The organism is Streptomyces sp. NPDC088810 (assembly GCF_044750305.1).
Taxonomy (GTDB): Bacteria; Actinomycetota; Actinomycetes; order Streptomycetales; family Streptomycetaceae; genus Streptomyces.
In genome coordinates, this window is the sequence record NZ_JBIVJQ010000017.1 from 123,172 (window position 1) to 146,073 (window position 22,902).

At 70.0% G+C, this 22,902-nt stretch carries 20 protein-coding genes; 12 read left to right on the forward strand and 8 right to left on the reverse strand.

Going from position 1 to position 22,902, the window contains the following annotated elements:
• Positions 1-673 precede the first annotated feature (673 nt).
• Positions 674-1,672, forward strand: a complete 999-nt coding sequence (locus ACIP4Y_RS36620; RefSeq protein WP_401400927.1) for an aldo/keto reductase family protein — start codon at positions 674-676, stop codon at positions 1,670-1,672.
• 392 nt (positions 1,673-2,064) lie between these two features.
• Complete coding sequence (locus ACIP4Y_RS36625) at positions 2,065-3,759, forward strand: hypothetical protein (protein WP_401400930.1); 1,695 nt, start codon at positions 2,065-2,067, stop codon at positions 3,757-3,759.
• Between the two features lie 81 nt (positions 3,760-3,840).
• On the opposite strand, the gene ACIP4Y_RS36630 is transcribed toward ACIP4Y_RS36625, so the two are convergent.
• Positions 3,841-4,320, reverse strand: coding sequence for a hypothetical protein (locus ACIP4Y_RS36630; protein ID WP_401400933.1), 480 nt, complete (start codon positions 4,318-4,320; stop codon positions 3,841-3,843).
• Positions 4,321-4,852: 532 nt separating this feature from the next.
• Between ACIP4Y_RS36630 and ACIP4Y_RS36635 the strand changes: the two genes are divergently transcribed.
• From ACIP4Y_RS36635 to ACIP4Y_RS36650, 4 genes are all read left to right on the forward strand, one after another.
• A complete protein-coding gene (locus tag ACIP4Y_RS36635) occupies positions 4,853-4,993 on the forward strand; it encodes a hypothetical protein (RefSeq protein ID WP_401400935.1) in 141 nt (46 codons plus the stop codon).
• Positions 4,994-5,477: 484 nt separating this feature from the next.
• A complete protein-coding gene (locus ACIP4Y_RS36640; protein ID WP_401400938.1) occupies positions 5,478-6,443 on the forward strand; it encodes an endonuclease/exonuclease/phosphatase family protein in 966 nt (321 codons plus the stop codon).
• Positions 6,444-6,540: 97 nt separating this feature from the next.
• A complete protein-coding gene (locus tag ACIP4Y_RS36645) occupies positions 6,541-7,752 on the forward strand; it encodes a M4 family metallopeptidase (RefSeq protein WP_401400941.1) in 1,212 nt (403 codons plus the stop codon).
• Positions 7,753-8,090: 338 nt separating this feature from the next.
• Entirely contained in the window at positions 8,091-8,393 is a 303-nt protein-coding gene (locus ACIP4Y_RS36650; RefSeq protein ID WP_401400944.1) for a protealysin inhibitor emfourin, read from the forward strand.
• A gap of 31 nt (positions 8,394-8,424) precedes the next feature.
• Here ACIP4Y_RS36650 and ACIP4Y_RS36655 read toward each other — a convergent pair whose 3' ends face one another.
• Both ACIP4Y_RS36655 and ACIP4Y_RS36660 read right to left on the reverse strand, forming a co-directional pair.
• Positions 8,425-8,961, reverse strand: coding sequence for a GNAT family N-acetyltransferase (locus ACIP4Y_RS36655; RefSeq protein ID WP_401400947.1), 537 nt, complete (start codon positions 8,959-8,961; stop codon positions 8,425-8,427).
• 243 nt (positions 8,962-9,204) lie between these two features.
• Positions 9,205-9,600, reverse strand: a complete 396-nt coding sequence (locus tag ACIP4Y_RS36660) for a hypothetical protein (protein ID WP_401400950.1) — start codon at positions 9,598-9,600, stop codon at positions 9,205-9,207.
• Between the two features lie 1,256 nt (positions 9,601-10,856).
• Between ACIP4Y_RS36660 and ACIP4Y_RS36665 the strand changes: the two genes are divergently transcribed.
• Together ACIP4Y_RS36665 and ACIP4Y_RS36670 are read left to right on the forward strand one after the other, a co-directional pair.
• Positions 10,857-12,008 carry a glutathione-independent formaldehyde dehydrogenase gene (locus ACIP4Y_RS36665; RefSeq protein WP_358645533.1) on the forward strand — a complete coding sequence of 384 codons (1,152 nt, stop codon included), beginning with the start codon at positions 10,857-10,859 and terminating at the stop codon, positions 12,006-12,008.
• Positions 12,009-12,183: 175 nt separating this feature from the next.
• Positions 12,184-12,423, forward strand: a complete 240-nt coding sequence (locus tag ACIP4Y_RS36670) for a hypothetical protein (RefSeq protein ID WP_401400953.1) — start codon at positions 12,184-12,186, stop codon at positions 12,421-12,423.
• A gap of 29 nt (positions 12,424-12,452) precedes the next feature.
• Here ACIP4Y_RS36670 and ACIP4Y_RS36675 read toward each other — a convergent pair whose 3' ends face one another.
• Positions 12,453-12,905 (reverse strand): HIT family protein, encoded by a 453-nt coding sequence (locus ACIP4Y_RS36675; RefSeq protein ID WP_401400956.1) that lies wholly within the window; start codon positions 12,903-12,905, stop codon positions 12,453-12,455.
• Between the two features lie 952 nt (positions 12,906-13,857).
• The gene (locus tag ACIP4Y_RS36680) at positions 13,858-14,109 is read right to left on the reverse strand and encodes a DUF4242 domain-containing protein (RefSeq protein WP_358648340.1); all 252 of its coding nucleotides are present in this window, start codon (positions 14,107-14,109) and stop codon (positions 13,858-13,860) included.
• Between the two features lie 128 nt (positions 14,110-14,237).
• Here ACIP4Y_RS36680 and ACIP4Y_RS36685 point away from each other — a divergent pair, with 128 nt between their 5' ends.
• On the forward strand, positions 14,238-15,230 hold the full coding sequence (locus ACIP4Y_RS36685; RefSeq protein ID WP_401400959.1) for an AraC family transcriptional regulator: 993 nt from the start codon (positions 14,238-14,240) through the stop codon (positions 15,228-15,230).
• 396 nt (positions 15,231-15,626) lie between these two features.
• Positions 15,627-16,403, forward strand: a complete 777-nt coding sequence (locus ACIP4Y_RS36690; RefSeq protein WP_401400961.1) for an alpha/beta fold hydrolase — start codon at positions 15,627-15,629, stop codon at positions 16,401-16,403.
• A gap of 51 nt (positions 16,404-16,454) precedes the next feature.
• On the opposite strand, the gene ACIP4Y_RS36695 is transcribed toward ACIP4Y_RS36690, so the two are convergent.
• Positions 16,455-17,117 carry a hemerythrin domain-containing protein gene (locus ACIP4Y_RS36695; RefSeq protein WP_401400964.1) on the reverse strand — a complete coding sequence of 221 codons (663 nt, stop codon included), beginning with the start codon at positions 17,115-17,117 and terminating at the stop codon, positions 16,455-16,457.
• A 282-nt stretch (positions 17,118-17,399) separates the two neighbouring features.
• Here ACIP4Y_RS36695 and ACIP4Y_RS36700 point away from each other — a divergent pair, with 282 nt between their 5' ends.
• The gene (locus tag ACIP4Y_RS36700) at positions 17,400-18,413 is read left to right on the forward strand and encodes a YihY/virulence factor BrkB family protein (RefSeq protein ID WP_401400966.1); all 1,014 of its coding nucleotides are present in this window, start codon (positions 17,400-17,402) and stop codon (positions 18,411-18,413) included.
• A gap of 180 nt (positions 18,414-18,593) precedes the next feature.
• Complete coding sequence (locus ACIP4Y_RS36705; protein ID WP_358646765.1) at positions 18,594-19,433, forward strand: MBL fold metallo-hydrolase; 840 nt, start codon at positions 18,594-18,596, stop codon at positions 19,431-19,433.
• A gap of 105 nt (positions 19,434-19,538) precedes the next feature.
• Here the strand turns inward: ACIP4Y_RS36705 and ACIP4Y_RS36710 are convergent, their stop codons facing one another.
• Together ACIP4Y_RS36710 and ACIP4Y_RS36715 are read right to left on the reverse strand one after the other, a co-directional pair.
• Positions 19,539-21,938: a glycoside hydrolase family 65 protein gene (locus ACIP4Y_RS36710; protein WP_401400970.1), complete on the reverse strand. Its 2,400-nt coding sequence runs from the start codon at positions 21,936-21,938 to the stop codon at positions 19,539-19,541.
• Positions 21,935-22,678, reverse strand: a complete 744-nt coding sequence (locus tag ACIP4Y_RS36715; protein ID WP_401400973.1) for a beta-phosphoglucomutase family hydrolase — start codon at positions 22,676-22,678, stop codon at positions 21,935-21,937. The genes ACIP4Y_RS36710 and ACIP4Y_RS36715 overlap by 4 nt, the downstream gene beginning before the upstream one ends.
• Positions 22,679-22,902: the final 224 nt, after the last annotated feature.

Consider the following 22,902-nt stretch of genomic DNA (forward strand, 5'->3'; position numbering starts at 1 on the left):
CTGGTCGGGCAGCGTGATCGTGACGGTCTGGTCGCTCCCCCGCCCCGCCATGGTGCCGAGCGGCGGTGAGGCCGCCGGGTGCCGCACCAGGCGGCCGCGCAGCCGCGGGTCACGCTGCAGCCACCGGTGGAGATCGTCCGTGGCCGCTACGCCACGGCCGTGGGCATCGCTCCAGGAGACCGTGACCTTCACGTACCCTCCGCGTTGGCGCGACGTGGGAGCCGGACTGACGTCATCCGTGTCAATTATCCTTCCGGAGGGGGAAGTTCGGACAAGCACGTCCGTATCGCCGGGGCCGGCCGGTCCCTGCCCATGGCCCCGGCCACGTCCGCCTCCGCGTTCCGGGTTGGCATCGCCGCCGGCTCCTGGCTCGGCGGCATCGCCCTGACCTCCGGACTCTGCCTGAGGGGCCCGTCGCTGACAGGCGCCTTCGCCCTGTCGCCCTGCCGCCCCTCGGCCTGTTGGCCGCCTCCCACCGCAAGGCGGAAGCAGCGCAGAGCTGACACCGCACGGGGAGGCCGGGCCCTGCCTGGACCCGGCCTCCGGGACCGCATCGACACCAAACGTCACCCCCGAGACGGTCATCAACCCGGCGACACCAGCATGGTCAATCCCGCCCTGGAGGTGGTGGCCCGCCGACGCTGGTCGCACACCCGTTTTCAGAGGAGCAATCATGCGGTACCGCACACTCGGCAGCTCGGACCTGGAGGTCTCGGAGATCTCCCTCGGCTCCTGGCTGACCTTCTCCGGCGGCATCGAAGCGGACAAGACCCGCGCCTGCACCGAGGCGGCCTTCGACGCCGGCATCAACTTCTTCGACACCGCCAACGTCTACGGCCAGGGAGCCGCCGAGACGGCCTGGGGCGAGATCCTCTCCGCCCACCCCCGCGACTCCTACATCCTGGCCACCAAGGTCTACTTCCCCATGTCGGACGACCCGGCCGACCATGGCCTGTCCCCCGCCCAGATCGCCAAGCAGATCGACGCCTCCCTCAGCCGCCTGAAGACCGACCACGTCGACCTCTACCAGGCACACCGCTTCGACCCCACGGTTCCCATCGAGGACACCATCGAGGCGTTCCAGAAGGTCGTCGAGCAGGGCAAGGCCCGCTATCTCGGCTTCAGCGAGTGGACGCCCGAACAGATCCAGGCCGCGATCGACATCGCCGGCCCCGATCTGTTCGTCTCCTCCCAGCCGCAGTACTCCATGCTGTGGCAGGCCCCCGAGGCCGAGGTCTTCGGCCTGTGCGCGGCCAACGGCATCTCGCAGATCGTCTGGTCCCCCCTCGCCCAGGGCGTCCTGACCGGCAAGTACAAGCCCGGTCAGCCCCTGCCGGAAGGCAGCCGGTTCGCCTCCGCGGACATGGCCGTCTCGAAGGACCTCGTCTACCACGACGCCACCCTGGAAGCGGTCCAGCGCCTCGTCCCGATCGCCGAGGAGGCCGGGCTGAGCATGCCCACCCTGGCGCTCGCCTGGATCCTGCGCCGCAGTGAGGTCGCCTCCGCCATCACCGGCGCCTCCCGCCCCGGACAGGTCCACGCCAACGCCGCCGCCTCCGGCGTGCACCTCTCCGACGACCTGCTCGCGGCCGTCGACCAGGCCCTCGGCGACGTCCCCGTCACAGAACCCACCCTCGCCCCCGCCGCCCAGCCCGGCCTCAAGCACCGCTGACCCAGCAAAGATCCCGGAAGGCCAGACCCGGCAGGCGGTGGAGGCCGCACTCCGAATCGGCTACCGCCTGCTCGACCCGGCCGCCGCGTAAGAGAAGGAGCAAGCCGTCAGCCGAGCCATCGCCGCCAGCTGCATCCCCCGCGAAGACCCTCACATCAACCCGGCCGGCCGCGCCCGGGCGATCGGAGTCAGCAACTTCGAGGGCGACCGGGATCTGCGTCTGGTCGGGGGCTGCGGGGCGGGCCTGGGCCTGTCCGGACGGCACCCTCCCGGGGGCGTTTCCTTCCTGAATGGGCGGTATCCGTGGTGTCTTCGCTAGGGTCGTCGTACGGCCGCCCCCCTGTCCGGTCGGGTCACCGGGGCGGGCAGTGGGCAGCGGTGAGGAGTTCCGGGTGCGCTACTACGATCTCGGCAGCCACGGCCGGCCGGTGACGACGACGTCGTCCGAGGCGCAGACGTGGTTCGACCGCGGGCTGAACTGGACGTATGCCTTCCACCACGAGGAGGCCGTCCGCTGTTTCGAGGCCGCCGCGGCGGCCGATCCCGCCTGTGCGATGGCCGACTGGGGCCTGGCCTACGCACTGGGCCCGAACTACAACAAGCCCTGGGAGTTCTTCGACGAGCAGGACCTGGGGCGGACGGTGGAGCGTGCGCATGCCGCCGTGCAGCGCGCGCAGGCGAAGGCGGCCGGCGCGACTGCAGTGGAGCAGGCGCTCATCGGCGCGCTGGCGGCCCGCTATCCACGGGCCCAGGCCCCGGACGCCGAGGACTGCCCGGTGTGGAGTGCGGCCTACGCCGACAGCATGCGGGCCGTGCAGCAGCTGGCCGGTGACGACCTGGATGTCGCCGCCCTGTACGCCGACGCGCTGATGAACCTCACGCCCTGGCAGCTGTGGGACATCCGCACCGGCAGGCCGGCTGCGGGGGCGCGTACGGTGGAGGCCCGGGAGGTGCTGGAGCGGGCGATGGCCAGCGGGACGGGCGGGTGGCACCCGGGGCTGCTGCACCTGTACATCCACCTGATGGAGATGTCCCCCACCCCGGAAGCCGCTCTATGGGCCGGTGACCGGCTGCGCGGTCTGGTGCCGGATGCGGGGCATCTGCAGCACATGCCCTCGCACCTGGAGGTGCTGTGCGGTGACTACCGGCGGGTGGTCAGCGACAACAGCGCGGCCATCGCGGCCGACGAGAAGGTCCGTGCCCGGGGCGGGGCGATGAACTTCTACACCCTCTACCGGTGCCACAACTACCACTTCAAAATCTACGGTGCGATGTTCCTGGGCCGTTTCCAGGACGCGATCGAGGCGGCCCAGCAGTTGGAGGAGGCGGTGCCCGACGAGCTGCTGCGGGTGCCCAGCCCGCCCATGGCGGACTGGCTGGAGGGCTTCCTGGCGATGCGGGTGCACGTGCTGATCCGCTTCGGCCGCTGGGAGGACATCCTCCGCCTCGCTCTGCCCGCCGATGCGGGGTTGTACTGCGTGAGCACGGCGATGCTGCACTACGCGCGGGGCGTCGCGCTGGCGGCCACCGGCCGGGTCGAGGAGGCCGAGGACGAACGCGGCCTGTTCGGCGAGGCGGCTGCCCGCGTGCCGCAGACCCGGATGCTGTTCAACAACACCTGCAGGGACATCCTGGCGATCGCCGGGCAGATGCTGGACGGGGAGCTGGAGTACCGCAGGGGCAGGTACGAGGCGGCGTTCGCGGCGCTGCGGCGCTCGATCGAGCTGGACGACACCCTTCCCTACGACGAGCCGTGGGGGTGGATGCAGCCCACCCGGCACGCCTACGGTGCGCTGCTCCTCGAACAGGGTCTCGTGGAGCAGGCCGAGGCCGTCTACCGCGCCGACCTCGGGCTGGACGACACGCTGCCGCGTGCGCTGCAGCACCCAGGCAACGTTTGGGCGTTGCACGGCCTGCACGAATGCCTCCTGCGGCTCGGCAAGGAGGCGGAGGCACGGATCGTGGGCCAGCAGCTCAAGTTCGCCGCAGCGGTGGCGGACGTAGAGGTGGAGGCGTCCTGCTTCTGCCGACTGCAGACCGCCGGGCGCGCGGGGACGGGGGGTGAGTGCTGTGCCGGGGACAGCTGATGGTCGTCGTTGATCCGCTTCTGGTCGATCCGCTTCCGGCTTGTCGTTGATCGGGGGGCTGCGGTGGCCGTGCCGGCACGGTCAGGGGGTGAAGGTGGAGATCACGAACTGGACGCGCCGGTTCTGCGCACGCTGCGCTTCGCTGGTCGGCACCGGGTTCACCAGAGCCGCAGCGCCGCAGGGCACGAGGACGATGTCGAAGTTCGTCGCCTCCTCCACACTCGCCGGAGGGCTCTGCCCGGCGGCGGTGAGCGCGGCAGTGATCTGCTCGAAGACCCAGGTGCCGGCGCTGGTGGCCCGCTTGTCGCTCGCGTCCAGTTCCTGCGCGCGACGCTGCTCGGCACTCAGTCCCGCGGTGTCGACCCGGTCGGAGTGCCCCAGGACGGTGATCATGCAGAACCGGCCGTCACCAGGGAAGCCCTCCGCGTTCACAGCCGGCTCGATCACCTCCTGCCGGACGGTGTCCCTGGCGCCCTCGCTCAGCCGGTCCAGTAGTTGTGGGAAGGCGACCTCCTGGGCGACGAAGCCGCTGATCGGAAGATCGGTCAGTGTCTTGGCCATGCAAGAGGCTCCCTCGCTCGTGCCGTATCACCACAAAGGCCCCTCGCCGGTGGGGCTGCCTGGCGGGCAGCATCCTCCCCTTTCACCGCCCGAACACCGACGGCACCACGCCGGGGTGTCCCTGTACCGGAGCCCTCCACACCACCCCTGTGCAAGCACGGGGTGGGGAAGGGTCCCCCCTGGCCGCGCCGGTACCGGCGCCGCTCGGGTCGCGCCACCAGCGGGCGCGCACCGTCGGCAGCGCGCCCCTGCTGGTGGCGATCGACGGCCGGGCCGCGCGGGCAAGACGACCCTGTCCCACTCGGTGGCGGAGCACCTCGGCGGTCCGGAGCGCGTCCGCGTCGTCCATGGCGACGGCTACTTCCGCGACCTTCCCCCCGCCCAGGTCCTTCTCCCGCGGTCCGGGCGGGCTCAGGCCCCGGACCGTCCGGGAAGGGACCGCGGGACGTGGTCATCAGCGAGGGGGTCATGACCATCCGCCCGGAACTGGCAGGCCGCTACGGCCAGGGTCTTCGTCGGCACCCCGTCCGAGGTGCGTCTGCACCGGCTGCACGAGCGCGGTCGCAGCCCGCAGCGCCAGGCGTGGATCGCGCGCCGGCGTGCCGTCGAGGAGCACTACCTGAGCGTCACCCGGCCGCAGGAACGCACCCGTCTGAAAGCCGGCGGCGCCTGACGCGACGTCACCGGTTTCGTGGACGCCGGTGGCAGCCGCAGTGCCCGCCCCGCCCCCGCCGAACTCCCGGGCCGCGCACCTCACGTACGGGCCCCCAGCCCGTCGGCCGTCAGCGGCCGCCGGCCGTGACACTGCGCCGGCAGCGACAACCCGCTCCTACCCGCCGGGGAGCACCGGCAGCGCACACCGTCCGCCTCGACCGGCACGCTCTCCCCTGCCCTGCCCTGCGTGCTGCGCGACGCCTGCACTCCCCAACGATGCTGGTCGCAGAGTGAGCCGAGCTGCCCGGGCACGGGCGGTGCCCTGCGTTTGCCAGGCGTGGTGGGCAGCAGGAGACTGTTGATGTCAGCGTGGTCCTGCCGCCGGAAACCGGGGCCAAGGCGAGGGCCGACGCTTCTCCTGCTGCCGCCGCCACCCCTGCACCCCGTGCACTCCCCCTTCAGGCGGGGCCGTACCTGACGTCCCGGTCTTCTCGGGAGGGCCCGTGACAACGCTGCGCCTGGCCACGTTCAACGTCGAGAACCTCTTCGCCCGCTGGCGGTTCAAGGAGGGCCTCGACCCCGCGACCGCCAACTCGCGCGGCTGGCTCGTCGACCAGACCCGTTTCGACGAACTAGGAATGGACGACAAGGCCATCACCGGAGCCGCGGTACGCGAGATCGCAGCCGACGTGCTGTGCCTTGAGGAAGTGGAGAACGTCGACACCCTCAAGCATTTCCGTGCCCAGGCGCTGGGCGGACGGTCGCAGTACCCCTACGTCGCCGGGGTGGACGGCAACGACCCGCGGCTGATCGACGTCGCCGTGCTCTCCAAACTGCCGATCACACGGATCCGCTCCCACCAGCACCTCATGGACCCCGCGAGCCCGACCGAGCCGCTGTTCTCCCGTGACTGCCTCGAAGTCGACATCGAAGTCGGCCCCGAGGCGGGGCAGGGCGAGACGACGTCTGTCACGCTCTTCGTCAATCACTTCAAGTCCATGCGCGGCGGACGCGCCCAGACTCGCGGCAAACGCGAGCGGCAGGCCCAGCAGGTGCTGGACATCGTCACCGACCGCTTCGGGCACCAGGCGCCGGGAGACCACCCGTTCGTGGTCCTGGGCGATCTGAACGACTATCTGGAACCCGACGGTGACGGCGGCTCGGGCATCGACCAGCTCGTCACCTGGGACCAGGTCGAGAACGTGATCGCCCGTCTGCCCCAGGACGAGCAGTGGACCCACTACTGGGACGACGGCGACGAATACCGGCAGCTGGACTACCTCCTGCCCTCCGCCTCACTGGCCCGCGCGGTCCCCGACACACTGCCGCAGATCTTCCGTAAAGGGATGCCGCTGCGCGCCGTCAAGTACACCGGCCCCCGCTTCCCCGGCGTGGGACCGAACAAGCCGAAGGCATCGGACCACTGCCCCGTCGTCTTCGACCTCCACCTGCCCCAGGCCACAGCATGACCGCACACGCACCTGCACCCGTATCCAAGCCCGCGCCCGCGCCCGCACCCGAGCGACCAGCCTTTCGCGGCCGTTGCCCTCACCCGGGAGGTGTCCCATGACCACGGCCCGCCCCGTCAACTGCATCATCCCCCCGCACCTTCTCGACAACCTCCTGAAGAGCGACGACAGCGAGATACGCAAAGCCGCCCTGGACACCATGCTGACCACGACACGGCTGCGGGGCGAACGAGCAATACGGGCCTCCTTCACCGGTGCCGCCGCCCCCGGCCACGGCCGGCGCACAGTCTTCGACTGCCGGCAGGGCCGCATCCTGCCCACCGCCGCCCTGGCCCGCACCGAGGAAGGCACCGCCCCTCAGGACACCTCCGTCAACCATGCCTTCGACGGACTCGGCCTCACGAGGGACTTCTACCAGCAGGCCCTGCAACGCGACTCCGTCGACGGCATGGGCATGCGCCTGGACGGATACGTCCACTACGACCAGAACTACAACAACGCCTTCTGGGACGGACGGCAGATGGTGTTCGGTGACGGCGACGGAAGAATGTTCACCGACTTCACCGCAGCCATCGACGTCATCGCCCACGAACTCACCCACGGCGTCACCGAATACACCGCAGGCCTCGCCTACCACCACCAGTCCGGAGCACTCAACGAATCGATCTCTGACGTCTTCGGAAGCCTGGTCAAACAATGGTCGGCCCACCAGAGCGCCGAGACCGCGGACTGGCTGATCGGAGCCGAAGTCTTCACCCCCGGCATCGACGCCGACGCCCTGCGCTCCCTCAAGGCCCCCGGCGAAGCCTACGACAACCCCCAGTTCGGCAAGGACCCCCAGCCCGGCCACATGAGCAGATACGTCAACCTGCCCAACACCGAACGAGGCGACTACGGCGGAGTCCACATCAACTCCGGCATCCCCAACAAAGCCTTTTACCTCACCGCCACCCGCATCGGCGGATTCGCCTGGCAGGCCCCCGGACTCATCTGGTTCGAATCCCTCAAAGCCTCCAGCATCCAAACCCAGTTCCAGGACTTCGCCGACACCACGTACCAAAAAGCCGAAGAACTCTACGGCGCGAACAGCACCGAACAACTCGCCGTCCTCGCCGCATGGCACGACGTCGGCATCCAGATCAGCGGAGTCCCCACTGCAATCGCCCGTGCCCGCACCCTCGCAGCCGGCCACAACGGCGGCGTGGGCCCAGAAGACGGCCTGGCAGCCCTGAGCAAGCAGATCGGGGCTCTGTCCGCCCAGGTCAAGGGACTGGCCGAGGACGTGACCGCACTCAAGAGCAACAGGTGAACGCCGGCCGGGGCGCGGAAACGGGTGCGGGTGCGGGCGGTTGACGGGCGCCCAGTTGATGCGCGGTGCCCTGGGCGAACCTCGCGGCGAGGAGGAGCGCCACCCGGCCAGCCGAGAGAAAGGGACGCTCGGCCGGGAGGTGGCGGCGCCCGCCAGGAAGGAGCGGCGCCCCGCCGACAGACGGCAGCACTCCGCCGGAAGGCGGTGACGCCCCGCCGGAAGGAAGCGTCACTCCGCCAGAAGACGGCGACGACCCGCCCGGAGGGAGCGGCACTCGGCCGGAAGACGGTGGCGCTCGGCCGGAAGGAAGCGGCGGTCGGCCGGAAGGTGGTGGCGTGATGAAGGTGAGCCTGGCCCGACACGGCGGGCAGGCCGCGGCGATCCGGCTGCGTCAGCCGCCCGACGTCGTGGACACCGACACCCTGCCCCAGCCAGCCGCAGCAGAACTGACCCGGCTGGTCGCCGCAGCCCTCCCCGCAGGTGGAGAGGACCGACCCGGGCGCGCCCGAGACGCAATGAGCTACACCATCACCGTCGAGAACAACGGCCACACAACCGACCTCACCCAGTCGGACACCACCATGTCCCCCCCGTTCGCAGCCCTGCTCAACTGGCTGCAGAACCACTTCGCACAACAGTGACACGGGAGGGCACGCCGCTGGAGGGGGCCCGTCACATAGGGAGCGAGAACAGCCGTACCGGCCCGGAGGGCCAGTGGGCGTCGTCGCGCAGGGGCGTCACCATGGTCCGCAGCGGCATGGTCACCAGGCGGGCTTCGGGCTGTTCGACGAGTACGTCCTTGTCGAGCAAGTGCCATCCCAGGCGCTGGTAGAACGGCACGAGGGGAGGTCGGCAGAACAGGAGTGCGTGCTGAGGACCCATCGTTCGCGCGTGCTCCAGTGCGGTGGTGACGACGAGCCGCGCCAGGCCCTGACCTTGCATGCCGGGTGCGACGGCCACCCCGCCGACGCCCACCACCTCTGTCTCGGTGTCGCCGATCGCGACAGGCAGTCGCAGCAGGCCAGCGTGTGCCACGAGCCGACCGTCGTGTCTGACGCCGAAGTGCTCTTCCTTCGGCAGCCAGGTCAGACCGGTCCAGGCGACACCGAAGGGATCATCACTGTTGCCAAGGATCTCCTCCTGGTCCGCCTTCGTGTACCGGGGAAGCCGCACGACAGTCGGCGCCACGGAAAATCGGTTCTCAGACATTCCCACATTATGATTTCGCCGCCGAGCACAGGACCCGTCGCGCCCGACCCCGGACACACCGCCCTCGCCGTGCGCCTGCACCGGCGAGGATCGCGATACCGATCCACTACGACGGATCCCTCAGCTGGCTGTCGCCCTTCGGCCAGCGGCGGGAACGTCGCCGCGACGTCCGGATGGGAGTCGGCTGCGGCCGGACATGTGCCGCGCCGGCACGTCAGAGCGGCACAGGCGGCCTGGACGTGCTCAATAGTTGCCCCTGTGCGGGCGCACGGGGCGTGGCAGGGGCTGGCGCCAGTCGCCCAGCGTCGTGACGAGAAACTGGCGGGCGAGAGGACGTATGTCGTCCCACGCCGGCTCTGTGGCCAGGGCGTTGGCCCATAGGCCGACGCGGCAGGCGGCATCGATCTCGCCGAGGCGACGGCCGATGGCCTGGAGATCGCGCAGATCCTTGGGCTCGAAGGCTCCGCGTTCCGCGAGTTCTTCGGAGATGCGGCAGAGGAGCTCCACCTCTTCAACGACGGACACCGTCTCCAGCTCACGCTTGCCCAGCCAGGCAAGCTGATCCTGGGCGTCGGCTGCGAGGAGGGCCATGAAGCGCAGCGTCCATGTGCGCAGGTGCGCGTCGCCGAGATGGTTCATGCATGCAGGATCGCACCCTGCACTCCGTTCTCATGGGCATGACCACTGGGACCAGGTCGAGCTCGTCGCCGCCCCAGAGGGGAGGACCCGACAGTCCAGCCCCGGCCGCCCCTGATGGCCAGCGGCCACGGACGGGTCCTTACTGGCTGCTGATCGAGAAACCGACGATGCTCGGCGCCGTCGTCGCGGGCAGGTTGAGACCGGGGGACCTCCGTGGTCGGGGCACTGCGCGTGTCGGCGGGTGCGCCGGTCGAGGCCAGCCGGATCTGCTGGTGCCGCCCGAGCAGCCGAAGGAGTCGGCCCAGAAGCGGTAGGGGATCATGCCGCCGTCGCAGACGTCGGGGCTGGTCAGCGTGAAACGGGCGGCCGAGGAGCCGTAGGCGTCCTGGTGGGTGTCCGGCGCTGCCGGGGATCGCGGGCGGGCCCTGGGCGCTTTCCGGGGGGCCGGCGCGGGTGCAGGTGCTGGCAACACCGGTTGTCGTCGTCGGCGGGAATCGTGAACTTGTTCCGCCCCGGTTTACCCGGTCGACGGCCGACCGTGCAGAGGAAGCCACACACGGTATCCACCCCGCCCTGTTCGACTCGGTTCGGTCGAGCGGCTGGACGTGGAAGTACGAGGTGGGCGGTGTCCCGGCCTCGCTGCCGGCGGCCACGGAGGTCCTGTCGCGGCCCGCGGGTGCCGAGACGGTCGACCTCTCGTGCGCGGCCGGTCCAGGCCGTGTTGGTGATCTTTCGTCCGATGTCTGCGGGGGAGATCGATGTCGACATCGACCTTCGTGGCTACGGGGCGGTCAGAGACGGCTTCCGTCGAGCCCCTACGCGATCGCCAGATCACCACGCCCATGACCATGGACTCAGCCACGTGGACGACACCACTCACGTGATCCGCCGGACCGAACCCGAGCCGGCTCACCGACCTTCCCAAGCCTCAGCCCTGCCCGCCCTGCCCCCGTCGCCCGAAAAGATCGCCGCCGGAGGGGAGCGGTGGTCCTCACTACGGCGGGGCACCGGGATCCTGCTGTCCCCGGCCGCCGCGAGGCCGCTCCCGACGGCCCCGGCAGCCCTTCATACCTGGCCCCCCGCCCGGTGGGCACCCAGGCGGGTTGCGACCTGTGACCTGCGGGCGTTTGCTGGAAGTACCGGCGGTGCAGCGAGCGCGCAGGCCACGGCACGGTTCCCCGGGACTCCACCCCTAACCCCCCGCAGCGGCCGGCCCTCGCAGCCGCCCCCCAGCACTCGACGCGGAGGTGACACAGGTGAAAGCCGTTGTCTACGAAAGGCCCTTCAGCGTCACGGTGAAGGACGTCGACGACCCGCAGATCCAGCACCCCAACGACGTACTCGTCCGGGTAACCTCCACCGCGATCTGCGGATCCGACCTGCACATGTACGAAGGACGCACCGCAGCCGAGGCCGGCATCGTCTTCGGCCACGAAAACCTTGGCATCGTCGAGGAAGTCGGCAGCGGCGTGACCTCCCTGTCCGAAGGCGACCGCGTGGTCATGCCCTTCAACGTCGCCTGCGGATTCTGCAAGAACTGCCTCGCCGAAAAAACAGGCTTCTGCCTGACGGTGAACCCCGGCTTCGCCGGCGGCGCCTACGGCTACGTCGCCATGGGCCCCTTCATCGGCGGCCAGGCCGAACGCCTACGCGTCCCCTACGCCGACTTCAACTGCCTGAAACTCCCACCGGGCGAAGAATTCGAAACCGACTTCGTCCTCCTCGCCGACATCTTCCCCACCGGCTACCACGGATGCGAACTCGCCCAGGTCTCCCCCGGCGAAAGCGTCGCCGTCTTCGGCGCCGGCCCCGTCGGCCTCATGGCCGCCTACTCGGCACTCCTGCGCGGCGCATCCAAAGTCTTCTCCGTCGACCGAGTCCCCGAACGACTCGCCAAAGCGGAAGAAATCGGAGCCATCCCCATCGACTTCACCCAAGGTGACCCCGCCCAACAGATCAAGGACCAAACAGACGGCGAAGGAACCGACAAAGGCGTCGACGCCGTCGGCTACCAGGCCCAAGCGCACGACGCCAGCCACGAAGAGCCCGCCGTCGTCCTCAACACCCTCGTGGAGACCGTACGACCCACCGGCAAGCTCGGCGTCCCCGGCCTCTACGTCCCCTCCGACCCCGGCGGCCCCGACGAACACGCCAAACACGGCCAACTCCTCGTCTCCATCGGCAGGATGTTCGAGAAGGGCCAGCAGATGGGCACCGGCCAGTGCAACGTCAAGCGGTACAACCGTCAGCTGCGCGATCTGATCATCGCCGAGCGCGCCAAGCCCAGCTTCGTGGTCTCTCACGAACTGCCCCTGGACCAGGCACCCCAGGCGTATGAAAAATTCGACAAGCGCATCGAGGGCTACACCAAAGTCGTACTCCACCCAGGCCACACCCTCGCCGCATAACACCAGGTAGCGGGGGCCGGGACCGTACCTACGGCACCCGGCCCCCGCCTTACGCGCCGTCCGCCGCTCACTGCCCGCTACGCGGCGGCCGTGGCGGGTTGCCGTTGCCCGCTACTTGGTGACCCGCGGGGCGGACCGTGAATCCGCCCGCGAGGCTCCCGCCCGCCGGCACCGGATGACAGGGGGCGGGGGCAGGGCCCGTACGGCACCCCAGCTCCTGACCGCCGCCGCTGCCCGGGGACCGGCCGGCGAGGCCCCCGTCTCCCAGCGGGCGGAGTCGCCGAACTGCTTCGCCGACGACCGCGGCTCCATCCCCGGCCTCGTCCAAGCCGTCCGCCGCGCCCTGCGCATGCAGCCCGGCGAGGGCAAGATCGCCTCCCTCGTGGTGCCGATCCCGCTCGGGAGCGGGGAGTGAGGGCGTCGACTGCAGTCGCGCCATGGATGTCAGGGGCGGTATCCGCTACGTGCCAAGCCTTTCCTGATCCGTGCGGCATCGTCGTCCAGGTCCGCTCGGGATCGCTCCTGCCACCTGACCTCCAAACGGAACCGGTCGTCCTCGGTACGGGGAAAAACATGAAAATGAAGGTGGAAGACCGTCTGATCGGCTGCCTCACCATCAGCGAGAAACACGTTCACCCCCTCACACGGCAGCCCTGAGCCCCGGAGCCCCCGCACCAGCAGGTGGACGACCCGGAACAGATGAGCCGCCAAAGTCCCGTCGATGTCTTCCAAACCTGCCGCATGCACCGTGGGAATGACGAGGAAGTCGCCGGGCGCGGCCGGGTGGATGTCCATGAAGGCCAGGACCTGCGGGTCCTCGTACACACGGCTGGCGCGCACTCGGCGAGAGACGATGCCGCAGAAGGTGCAGGTCGGGTCCGTAGCGAACCATCCCATACCGCCAGCATGAGGCATCTGCTTGTCTTCCGCCCCAGTCGCCAAGAGGGCCTCGGGCCACACCCCTCGACCGGCTCCTCGCCGATCTCCACCAGGTTGACCCGACGATCAGTGCGCCGGCCTGCGGCCACACGACGGCAGGGGCGCACGTGTGGTGGCAGGAAGCGACCTCGCTCCTGTCGATCCCAGGCGTTGGCGACGGTAGTGGGAACGATCAGCCGACCACCAGCCCCTTGGCCACCGCGGCCGGTTCCATGGCGCCCTCCCGGCCGCCTCGGCCCAGTCAGGCCCGCGCCGAAGAGACGTCGACGTGGTGGCGCGGGCGATGCAGGCGGCGCAGCGCCGCCCCGCTCCAACACCGGTCCCCGGAAGGCGTTGGCAGAACGCAGAGCGTGGGCAACCTGGGAGCAGGGGATTCCGGCCAGCTCGCTGGTCGCCGCCGTGATCGGCTCACGCGGGACGAGCAGCTCTCGTTCGCGCACGGGCGGCCTCTGCCGTTCATCGCCGCTATCTTCACCGGCCAGGCCTGCGCGCCAAAGCCGACGTCTGGACATCAATCACCGGCAGCGTCTGATCACCGCATCGTCCATGCTGCGACACTGTTGCGCCGCGGACTGCACGTGCCATAGGTCGTCGCCGTTCGGACGGTCGGGCACCGTGCCCGAGACACCGCTCGTGTGGACGGCCCCGGTCGGCCGCTCGGTGTGCAGCGGCAGACGGATGCCTGCATGCGGCTCGAGCGCCCGCTGCCCCGGCTGCCGGCCGCTGTGGAGCGTTCCTGGCCGCTGTTACCGCGTCAGGCTCCCGGAGCGCCTTCCGTACGGCTGTAGTGCACGGTCCTGCGTACCCGGTGGTCCCGGGGCGGATCTCGGCGAACCTGTGATCGGTCGTCCGAGCGCCCCGGGACCGGGTGTCAGCACACGGTCCCGGGGACCGTGCTCCGCCGTGTCGTTCAGGCGCCCTCCTCGACGAGGAAGATGTCGTCGGCGAGCAGGCCGTGTGCCTCTTGGTGCACGGCGGTGGCGGCCTGCGCGGAGGGAGCCTCGATGAGGCAGAAGACCTTTCCCTGCGGTTCGTTCACCCAGTACTGCAGGTAACGGACCCCGAACCTGCCCTGCGTCTGCAGGTCCGCCCGGTGAGCCTTGGCCGCGTCTTCCGCGGTGACGCCCCCGCTGATCGTATGGACGTCGAGATACAGCGCCATGGTTCTTCCCTTCGTGACGGGCACCGTTGGCGGTGCCAGAATCGATACTCGTGAGGCCACGCGGGAAGAGCCATGACCGCAGGACCGGGGCTCCTAGCCGCGACCCCGCGGATGGTTCCGGTTGGGCGGTGACGGGACCGGCAGTGGCGAGGGACCCGCTGACCGCGGCTCTCCAGGGACTGCGGCTGGACGGAGCGATCTTCTTCCGGGCCGAGTTCACGGAAGGATGGGCCTACCGGTCGCCGACGCCCGACCAACTGGTACGGATCCTCAGACCGGCCGCGAAACGCCTGATCGTTTTCCACATCGTCGCCGGTGGAGCGTGCTGGGCCCAGGTACCCGGCGGTGAGCGCGTGTGGGCCCGGGAGGGCGACGTCGTCGTCGTGCCCTACGGCGAGCAGCATGCGATGGGCGGATCCGAGGTGGCGCAGGAGGTCCCCATCTCGGATCTGCTCGATCCGCCTCCCTGGCGGATCCTGCCGGTCCTTCGTCACGGTGCCGGTGGGGCACGGACCGACATCGTGTGCGGCTATCTGCACTGCGACCATCCGCTGTTCAACCCCGCCCTTCAGGCCCTGCCACGGATCTTCGTCGTACGGCCGCCCGAGGGACCCACGGCGGCGTGGATCCGCTCCAGCATCGATTTCGCTCTGGCGGGCGGTTCGGCGGCACGGGGCCCCGACCGGACGGCGACGCGGCTCCCGGAACTGGTGTTGCTGGAAACCCTGCGACTGCACCTGGCCACTGCGCCGGCGATCGACACCGGATGGCTGGCCGCGCTCGCGGACCCGATTCTCGCTCCGGTGCTGGCGCGCCTGCACGCCGCACCGGAGCGCCACTGGACCGTTCGACAACTCGCCGACACGGTGGCGGTGTCGCGTTCCGCGCTGGACGAGCGATTCCGCCAGGTGCTCGGGCGGCCACCGATGCGCTACCTGACCGACTGGCGGATGCACCTGGCCGAGAACCTGCTCGCAACAACCCGGCATTCAGTCGCCGCCGTCGCTCATCGTGTCGGCTACGACTCCGAGGAGGCGTTCAGTCGGGCCTTCAAACGCGTCCATGCCGTCGCTCCCGGCGTCTGGCGAGCGGCGATGACGGGCGGACAGGACGCGTCCTGAAGCGCAACGCCACAGAGTGGTACCGCTGCGCTCACGGCAGCCGGACGGACATGACCGGCTCGTTCCCCTGGGGCCGGGCGGCGGCCCTCGCCCAGCTGCCGGTGGACACCGGGGTCCACGGCGAGCTGGTGGTGCGGGAACCGGACCGGTCGGCGCTTGAGCCGCACGCCCGACCACAGATGCGTGGATCGCGGACCAGCTGCCGGTGTTCCTTTCCCCCGGCGAGGGGGCGTGCGGCGGTTTTCGATCCCTGGGTGAAGGACCAGATCGCCTTGTTTCAGTTCACCCTGAGCGGTGCGCCGTCCAGCTGCCTGTGCAGAAGATAGGAGCGGGCGAACAGCCCCGTCCCGAGCTCCGGCAAGCCGAGCGGGCCGTCGTCGACCCGGAAAGACCCCTATGCGCCTGTCCCGGCCCGAACCTCGTCGGCCCACCGCGGATGTCCATCACGACCGGGCCGGGCGGGCGCGCGTGCGCAGTTTCGGGACCGTTCGCCTCCAGGGACGACGGCATCTGGTCGTCCTCGTTCCGGGCCTCGGAGCGCCGGGATACCTGCTGTCCACAGCTGACCGCTGCGCCCGGTCGGGACCGGTGCGTGTGCTGGACGTCCCCGGATTCGGGGATCCGCTGGGTCCGGCGTGCGCCGTGACCCTGGGATCGCTCGCCGACACGGTGGCGCGATGGCTGGCGGAAGTGGCACCGGCCCCCGTGGTGCTGGCAGGTCACTCCACCGGCGCCCAGGTGGCATTGCATGCGGCGGCTCGCAGGCCCGACCGGGTGGCGGCGCTCGTCCTGCTGGCGCCCACGTTCCCGCCCCACCTACGGCGAACAGGTCCCCTCGTCCGCGCCTTCGCACGCACGGCGCTTCACGAGTCGCCCGGCGTCCTGCCGGCCGTGCTGCCCGCCTACCTGAAGGCCGGCCCGAGGCGCCTGACCGCCTGCGTCCGCTCGGCCCAGTCGGACGCACCCGAGCAGCTCATGCCCGCGCTGCACTGCCCGGTCACCGTCGCCGTGGGCGAGCACGACGCCCTCAGCCCACCGCGCTGGGCGGACCGGCTGGCGAGCCGTACCTGCCACGGGCGTGTCGTGCTGGTCCCGGGCGCCCACTCCTTCCCGCACACGTCTGCGGAGATCACCGCCGTAGTGCTGGAACAAGCAGGGACCGGGTTGCCCTGACCGCTCCCTCGCCGCGGGGAGTCCTCGACGGCCCACCGGTGCAAGTGAAGGTCACGTGCCCGTGCGATGCCGAACGGCGTCGAGTGCTCGGTCGACAGGGCCGAGAACCGGGGCGGCCAGCTTGTTCGTGGCCTCGTTGTTGACCCAGCGGTGCGGCCGGGTCGGCGCATATGCCTGGGTCAGCTTGACCTCGGCGCCCAGCATCCGCAGCCGGGGCACGCTGACGGCCTGCCGAAGCGCCGTGAATTCTTCGCGCTCCTCCCGGGCAGCGTGCTGGGTGATCACTCGCCGGGCCTCGTTCAGCCGGCGCAGGTAGCCGGGGCCGTCCGGGCCGGTGCGCCACAATGAGATCAGCAGTTCCTTGGCCGCCTTCTCTTCGTTACGCCGTCGGGCGGCCACCTCACGACCGTGCTGCAGCGCCCGCCGCGCGACGGGATGGACATGCGCTTCCTCGGCAGCTTCGTGCACGGCGAGCAGCCGCATCAGCCGGTGGAAGTTGCGGGAACGCCACGGCCCGGGAAGCGCGGCCTTCAGGAATCCGAGCTTGATCTGCCGGTGCTGGCGGACGAGCAGGTCGACGGCGTTCTCAGCGCCCAAGGAGCGTGCGATCCTCAGTGACCAGGTGGGTGCGGCTTTCGCGGTATTGGCCGTGGCCTTCCCGCCTCGCAGCGACATCGGCGGCACCCGCACGGCGGACTTCGTCAGCGTGCCCATGATCCCTCCTCGCTTCGGTTCCAGCGCTCGCGGGTACCCACCAGCGCGGCGCTCACGCGCCCGGCACTTTCGGGGGCAGTGGTCCGTCTTGGGTTGTGCGATCTCCGTCGTGGAATTCCGGTGCCGCGCCAATCCGCACGAGCCGGAGATCAGGCGGGCCATCGCCTGGCACAGCAGCCGCCGGGGACCGGGGGCGGTAGCGTGACCATGGGATCGGATCCGCACTCCCGGCTCTCCCGAAGGGCGATCGCATCCGCCACGGCCGTTCACCGGGAATGAATCATGAGAGTTCTCGCGCGCCTGGACGCTTATCAGAGACGGCACCGCTGGGTGGGCCTGCCGCTCGGCGTCCTGTACAAGTTCTACGACGATCAGGCGCTGTATCTCGCGGCCCTCCTCACCTACTACGGTTTCCTCTCGCTGTTCCCCCTGCTGCTGATCCTCGTCGTCGTCCTGAGCACCTTCCTCAGTGACGACCCCGCCCTGCAGCAGCGTGTCCTGGACTCCGCCCTGAGCGAGTTTCCGGTCATCGGTGACCAGATCGGGGAGAACATCCGCTCCTTCCACGGCAACGGTGCGGCACTGGCCGCCGGCATCGTGGGCAGCCTCTACGGTTCTCTGGGCGTCGCCCAAGCCGCGCAGTACGCGCTCAACAAGATCTGGGCCGTCCCGAGGCACGCCCGCCCCGACCCGTTGCGGTCGCGCTTGAAGGGTCTGATCTTCCTCCTGGTCCTGGCACTCGGATTGTGTGCGTTCACGCTGCTGTCAGTGGCGGGTTCGGCGACCTACGTCTTCGGCGCACGGCTGGGAGGCGCGACGTGGCTCGCCGCCACCGCAGGTTCGGTGTGTCTCAACACCGCGTTGCTGCTGGCGAGCTACCGGCTGCTGACGCAGCGGGCACTGCCGCTGCGCCGGCTCCTCGGCGTGGCGCTGGGCGCTGCTCTCGCATGGCAGGCACTGCAGTGGGTGGGCTCCTACTACGTGAGCCACGTCCTGCGCGGGGCCACGGCCACCTACGGCATGTTCGGCATCGTCCTGGGACTGCTCGCCTGGCTCTATACCGGGGCGTTGATCTTCCTCACGGCCGCCGAGGTGGGGGCCGTTCGGGTCATGCGGCTGTGGCCGCGCAGCCTGCTCACACCGTTCACGGACCGGGTGCACCTCAGCCCGGCGGACCGCCGCGCCTACCAGTCGTACGCGGCGACCGAAGCGTTCAAAGGTTTCCAGAAGATCCGGGTGCACTTCGAACCGCCGCCCGACCCGCCGCACGACGAACCCCCCGACGATGCCCGCTGAGGCGGTGGGCTCCGCGAGCGGGATGCGGTGTGCTCACGGACGGCCTCCCGGGCTGAGCGCGGGGAAGCGGAATTGAGTATTCCGCATACGGCTTAGGGAAGCCCCGGTCAGGGGAACCCGGCCCGTCGGGAACGGATTGTGATGACCTCAGACGACGCGACCCGTCGGGCAAGGACCGTTATGACTACCTTTGACGACGCGCTCGACCTCCACTTCATCGGCAACGCGACGGTCCTGCTGCGGTTCGGCGAACTGACCCTGCTGACGGACCCCAACTTCCTCCACCGCGGCGAGCGAGCCCACCTGGGCTATGGGCTGGTCAGCCGCCGGCTCACCGAGCCGGCCCTCGACGCGGCGGACCTGCCCCGCCTGGACGGGGTCGTCCTCTCGCACTTGCACGGTGATCACTGGGACCGCCGGGCCAGGCGTCACCTGGACCGCTCGGTACCGATCGTCACGACCCGGCACGCGGCGCGCCACCTGCGTACCTGGCAGGGGTTCCGCAGGGCAGGAGGACTTCGTACCTGGGAGAGTTGCACGCTCACGCGCGGCGAGACGCAGGTCCGTGTGACATCGCTGCCCGGACGACACGCTCTGCAGCCCGTACTGCGCGGCCTGCTGCCTCCTGTCATGGGAAGCATGCTGGAATTCGGTCCTGTGGACGGGCCCGCGCGTCTGCGGCTCTACGTCTCCGGCGACACCCTTCTCTTCGACGGCTTGGAAGAGATCGCCCAACGTTTCCCCGCCGCCGACCTGGCGGTGCTCCACCTGGGAGGCACTCAGCTGCCCGGGGGGTTCATCGTGACCATGGACGGCGCGCAGGGAGCCGAACTCGCCCGGCGTCTGGATTACCAGCGTGTCCTGCCGGTGCACTACGACGACTACACGGTCTTCCGTTCTCCGCTGCGCGACTTCCTGACCGAGGCGCGCAAGCTGGGGCTCGAGGAGCGACTCCTGCACTGTCCCCGGGGACAGCACGCACGACTGGTCCCGGGCGGCGACCGCCCCACCGTCCGCTGACATCCGGCTCGCGTCTTCGGCCCGGGCGGTGTCGATGGTGCTCGACTCCTTCGTTCTGCCCTCGCTGCCGGCCGACGGCCTCGGACCGGTACGAGCAGGTGGTCTCTAGTCCTGTGTCGTCCCCGCTTGCTGCTCCTCTCCGGTGAGCAGGCCCTCCGGGCGGCGGCCCGGTGGCTGCTGTGGCTCGGGGCGCGCGGGTGAGGGGTGCATCGGCCGGTCCAGTGGAGCGTCGGTGGTCAGGGTGATCGGTTCCCCGTGGTGCAGTACGACGAGCGGTTCGCCTTCCACCAGCCGGTAACGCACATGGGACGGGTCGACGTCCACCTTCAGCCTGCGTCCGCGGACCAGCACGGTGAACGCCACTCTGGACAGTGCTTCCGGCAGGCGCGGTGCGAACGCGAGCAGGTCGGGTCTTCCGTCTTCGCCGATGTACCGGCGCAGGCCGCCGAAACCCGCGACCAGGGCGATCCAGGTACCGGCGAGCGAGGCGATGTGCAGCCCGTCGCGGGTGTTGTGCTCCAGGTCGCCGAGGTCCATCAGCGCGGCCTCGCCGAGGTAGGCGTAGGCCAGTCTGAGGTGCCCGGTCTCGGCCGCGAGCACCGCCTGGCAGGAGGCGGACAGGGAGGAGTCGCGGACGGTGAGCGCTTCGTAGTAGGCGAAATTGCGCGCCTTCTGCTCCTCGGAGAAGAGATGCGGGCACTCCATCATCGCCAGCACCAGATCGGCCTGCTTCACCACCTGCTTGCGATAGAGGTCGAAGTAGGGGTAATGCAGCAGCAGCGGATAGTTGTCCGTCGGGGTCGCCTCGAAGTCCCAGCGCTGAAGCGTCGTGAACCCGGCCGACTGCTCGTGCACCCCGAGAGACTCGTTGTACGGCACCGCCACGTGAGCCGCGGCGTCCCGCCACACCGCGGTCTCCTCGTCATCGACACCGAGTTCCGCTGCCCGGTCCGGATGGCGCGCGGCCGCGTCCGCTGCGGCCAGCAGGTTCTGCCGCGCCAGCAGGTTGGTGTAGAGGTTGTCGCGGGCGATGGCGCTGTACTCGTCGGGTCCGGTGACTCCGTCGATGTGGAAGACGCCTTCCGCGTCATGGTGTCCGAGGGAACGCCACAGCCGTGCGGTGTCCACGAGGAGATCGAGACCCTCACGGCGCTCGAAGTCCTCGTCCCCGGTCACCATGACGTACCGGACGGCGGCCATGGCGATGTCGGCGTTGATGTGGAAGGCGGCCGTCCCGGCCGGCCAGTAGGCGGAACTCTCGGCGCCGTCGATCGTCCGCCAAGGGAACGCCGCTCCCGACAGGCCCAGCTGGCTCGCGCGTTCCCGGGCCGCCGGCAGCATCCGGTGCCGCCATCTCAGTGCCGACGCGACGGCTTCCGGCGCGGTGAACGTCAGGACGGGCAGCACGTACGACTCTGTGTCCCAGAAGGAGTGCCCGTCGTACCCGGTACCGGTCAGGCCCTTCGCGGGGATGGCTCGGTTCTCCCCGCGGGCCGCCGCCTGGAGCACGTGGAACAGAGCGAACCGCACCGCTTGCTGGATCTGCGCATCGCCCTCGACCTCGACGTCTGCGCCGGCCCAGAAGCGGTCCAGGTACGCCCGCTGCGCGGCGAGCAGCCCGTCCCAGCCCGTGCTGACCGCTGCTGCCACCGCTCCGTCCACCTGGTCGTGCACGGCTGGTAGCGAACGCTCCCCCGACCAGCCGTAGGCCACGAACTTGACCAGTCGCAGCGGCTGCCCGGGGACCAGGTCCGCGGTCACCGTCAGACGGCTGACGTCGGGCTCGCTCTGTGCCGTCCAGCGTGTGCTCTCGGGGCCCTCGACGAGATGGTCGGCCGCTGCCGCCACGCGCAGTGCGCTGTGGGTGGTGCAGTGCACGAGCCGCAGGCGGGTGTCCTGGGCGAAGTGCTCTTCGGCGATCAGGGGGGATTCGATCGCCGCAGCCACACGCGGGTCCCCGTGCAGGCGGGGCAGTTGTGCGTTGGCGACCAGCTCGGACTGCACGGCCACCGTGGTCGGTCCGTCGATCGGCTCGACCTCGTAGACGATCGCGGCCACCGCGCGTTGGGTGAAGGACACGAGCCGCTGTGAGGTGATCCGGACGGTGCGGCCGCCGGGCGTCGTCCACTGCGCCGTGCGGCTGAGCACGCCGGTACGGAAGTCCAGAACGCGTTCGTGCGCGTGCAGCCGGCCGTAGCGCAGATCGTACGGGTGGTCGTCCACGAGCAGACGGATGATCTTACCGTCGGTGACGTTGATCATCGTCTGGCCGGACTCGGGATATCCGTAGCCCGCTTCTGCATAGGGCAGCGGGTGCCGCTCGTAGACGCCGTTGAGGTAGGAGCCGGGCAGTCCGTGCGGCTCTCCCTCGTCCAGGTTGCCGCGCCACCCGATGTGTCCGTTGGACAGCGCGAACACCGATTCACTCTGGGCGAGCACGTCCAGGTTCAGCTCGGTCTCGCGCAGGCGCCACGGCTCGACCGTGTAGCTGGGATGGGTGATCACCGCGGCTCCAGAAGCTCGGCGAGGTCACGTACGACGATGTCCGCGCCGTGCGCGCGCAGCTGGTCCGCCTGTCCCACCCGGTCGACGCCCACGACCACGCCGAACCGACCCGCCCTCCCGGCCTCGACGCCGGCGAGGGCGTCTTCGAACACGGCAGCCTCGCCCGGTTCGACTCCCAGGCTGCGGGCCGCCTGGAGGTAGGTGTCCGGGGCGGGCTTGCCGCGCAGACGGCGTTCGCGCGCCACGACTCCGTCGATCCGTTCCTCCAGCAGGTCCTCGATGCCGGCCGCTGCCAGGACGTCCCGGCAGTTCGCGCTGGACGACACCACCGCGCGGCGCAGGCCTGCCTCCCGCGCCGCGTGAAGGAAGCGGACCGAGCCCTCGAAGGGTTCCACCCCGTCCTCACGGATCCGCCGCAGCACCAGGGCGTTCTTGCGGTTGCCGAGTCCGTTCACCGTCTCCGCCTGCGGCGGGTCGTCCGGTGTTCCCTCGGGCAGGTGCAGCCCCCGTGCGGCGAGGAAGGTGCGTACGCCGTCCTCGCGGGGCCGCCCGTCGACGTACTCGTCGTAGTCGTCCACCGCGTCGAAGGGGACGAACTCGGTTCCCTCGCGCGCCGCCTGCTCGCGGAGATAGGCGTCGAACATCTCCTTCCAGGCGGCCGCGTGCACCTTCGCGGTCTGGGTGAGGACGCCGTCGAGGTCGAACAGACAGGCACGGACATGAGCAGGAAGCCCCAGCATGCCGTCGAGGCTAGGACGCACCCGCAACCGCTCCCGTCAGGCCACCGTCCGGCACACCGGAAGACACCCGCACGGTCGAAGGCCGAGCGGTGACACCAGGGGGTGGTAGGGGGTCTGGCCGGCGCTGACGTATGCCAGGGCCTGAGGGGTGATCGGCCTGCGCCAACGTGGGCTCGATCAGCCGCGAGGTGGTGTGACCAGTGGGTCCGTGCCACCGGTGCTTC

What these genes read in the sequence shown, in the direction of transcription:
- ACIP4Y_RS36655 (WP_401400947.1), bottom strand. Translation starts at nt 8,961, where the DNA reads ATGTCTGAGAACCGATTTTCCGTGGCGCCGACTGTCGTGCGGCTTCCC.
- ACIP4Y_RS36675 (WP_401400956.1), bottom strand. Translation starts at nt 12,905, where the DNA reads ATGGGATGGTTCGCTACGGACCCGACCTGCACCTTCTGCGGCATCGTC.
- ACIP4Y_RS36650 (WP_401400944.1), top strand. Translation starts at nt 8,091, where the DNA reads ATGAAGGTGAGCCTGGCCCGACACGGCGGGCAGGCCGCGGCGATCCGG.
- ACIP4Y_RS36660 (WP_401400950.1), bottom strand. Translation starts at nt 9,600, where the DNA reads ATGAACCATCTCGGCGACGCGCACCTGCGCACATGGACGCTGCGCTTC.
- ACIP4Y_RS36680 (WP_358648340.1), bottom strand. Translation starts at nt 14,109, where the DNA reads ATGGCGCTGTATCTCGACGTCCATACGATCAGCGGGGGCGTCACCGCG.
- ACIP4Y_RS36670 (WP_401400953.1), top strand. Translation starts at nt 12,184, where the DNA reads ATGACAGGGGGCGGGGGCAGGGCCCGTACGGCACCCCAGCTCCTGACC.
- ACIP4Y_RS36705 (WP_358646765.1), top strand. Translation starts at nt 18,594, where the DNA reads ATGACTACCTTTGACGACGCGCTCGACCTCCACTTCATCGGCAACGCG.
- ACIP4Y_RS36695 (WP_401400964.1), bottom strand. Translation starts at nt 17,117, where the DNA reads ATGGGCACGCTGACGAAGTCCGCCGTGCGGGTGCCGCCGATGTCGCTG.
- ACIP4Y_RS36700 (WP_401400966.1), top strand. Translation starts at nt 17,400, where the DNA reads ATGAGAGTTCTCGCGCGCCTGGACGCTTATCAGAGACGGCACCGCTGG.
- ACIP4Y_RS36715 (WP_401400973.1), bottom strand. Translation starts at nt 22,678, where the DNA reads ATGCTGGGGCTTCCTGCTCATGTCCGTGCCTGTCTGTTCGACCTCGAC.
- ACIP4Y_RS36620 (WP_401400927.1), top strand. Translation starts at nt 674, where the DNA reads ATGCGGTACCGCACACTCGGCAGCTCGGACCTGGAGGTCTCGGAGATC.
- ACIP4Y_RS36690 (WP_401400961.1), top strand. Translation starts at nt 15,627, where the DNA reads ATGCGCCTGTCCCGGCCCGAACCTCGTCGGCCCACCGCGGATGTCCAT.
- ACIP4Y_RS36645 (WP_401400941.1), top strand. Translation starts at nt 6,541, where the DNA reads ATGACCACGGCCCGCCCCGTCAACTGCATCATCCCCCCGCACCTTCTC.
- ACIP4Y_RS36630 (WP_401400933.1), bottom strand. Translation starts at nt 4,320, where the DNA reads ATGGCCAAGACACTGACCGATCTTCCGATCAGCGGCTTCGTCGCCCAG.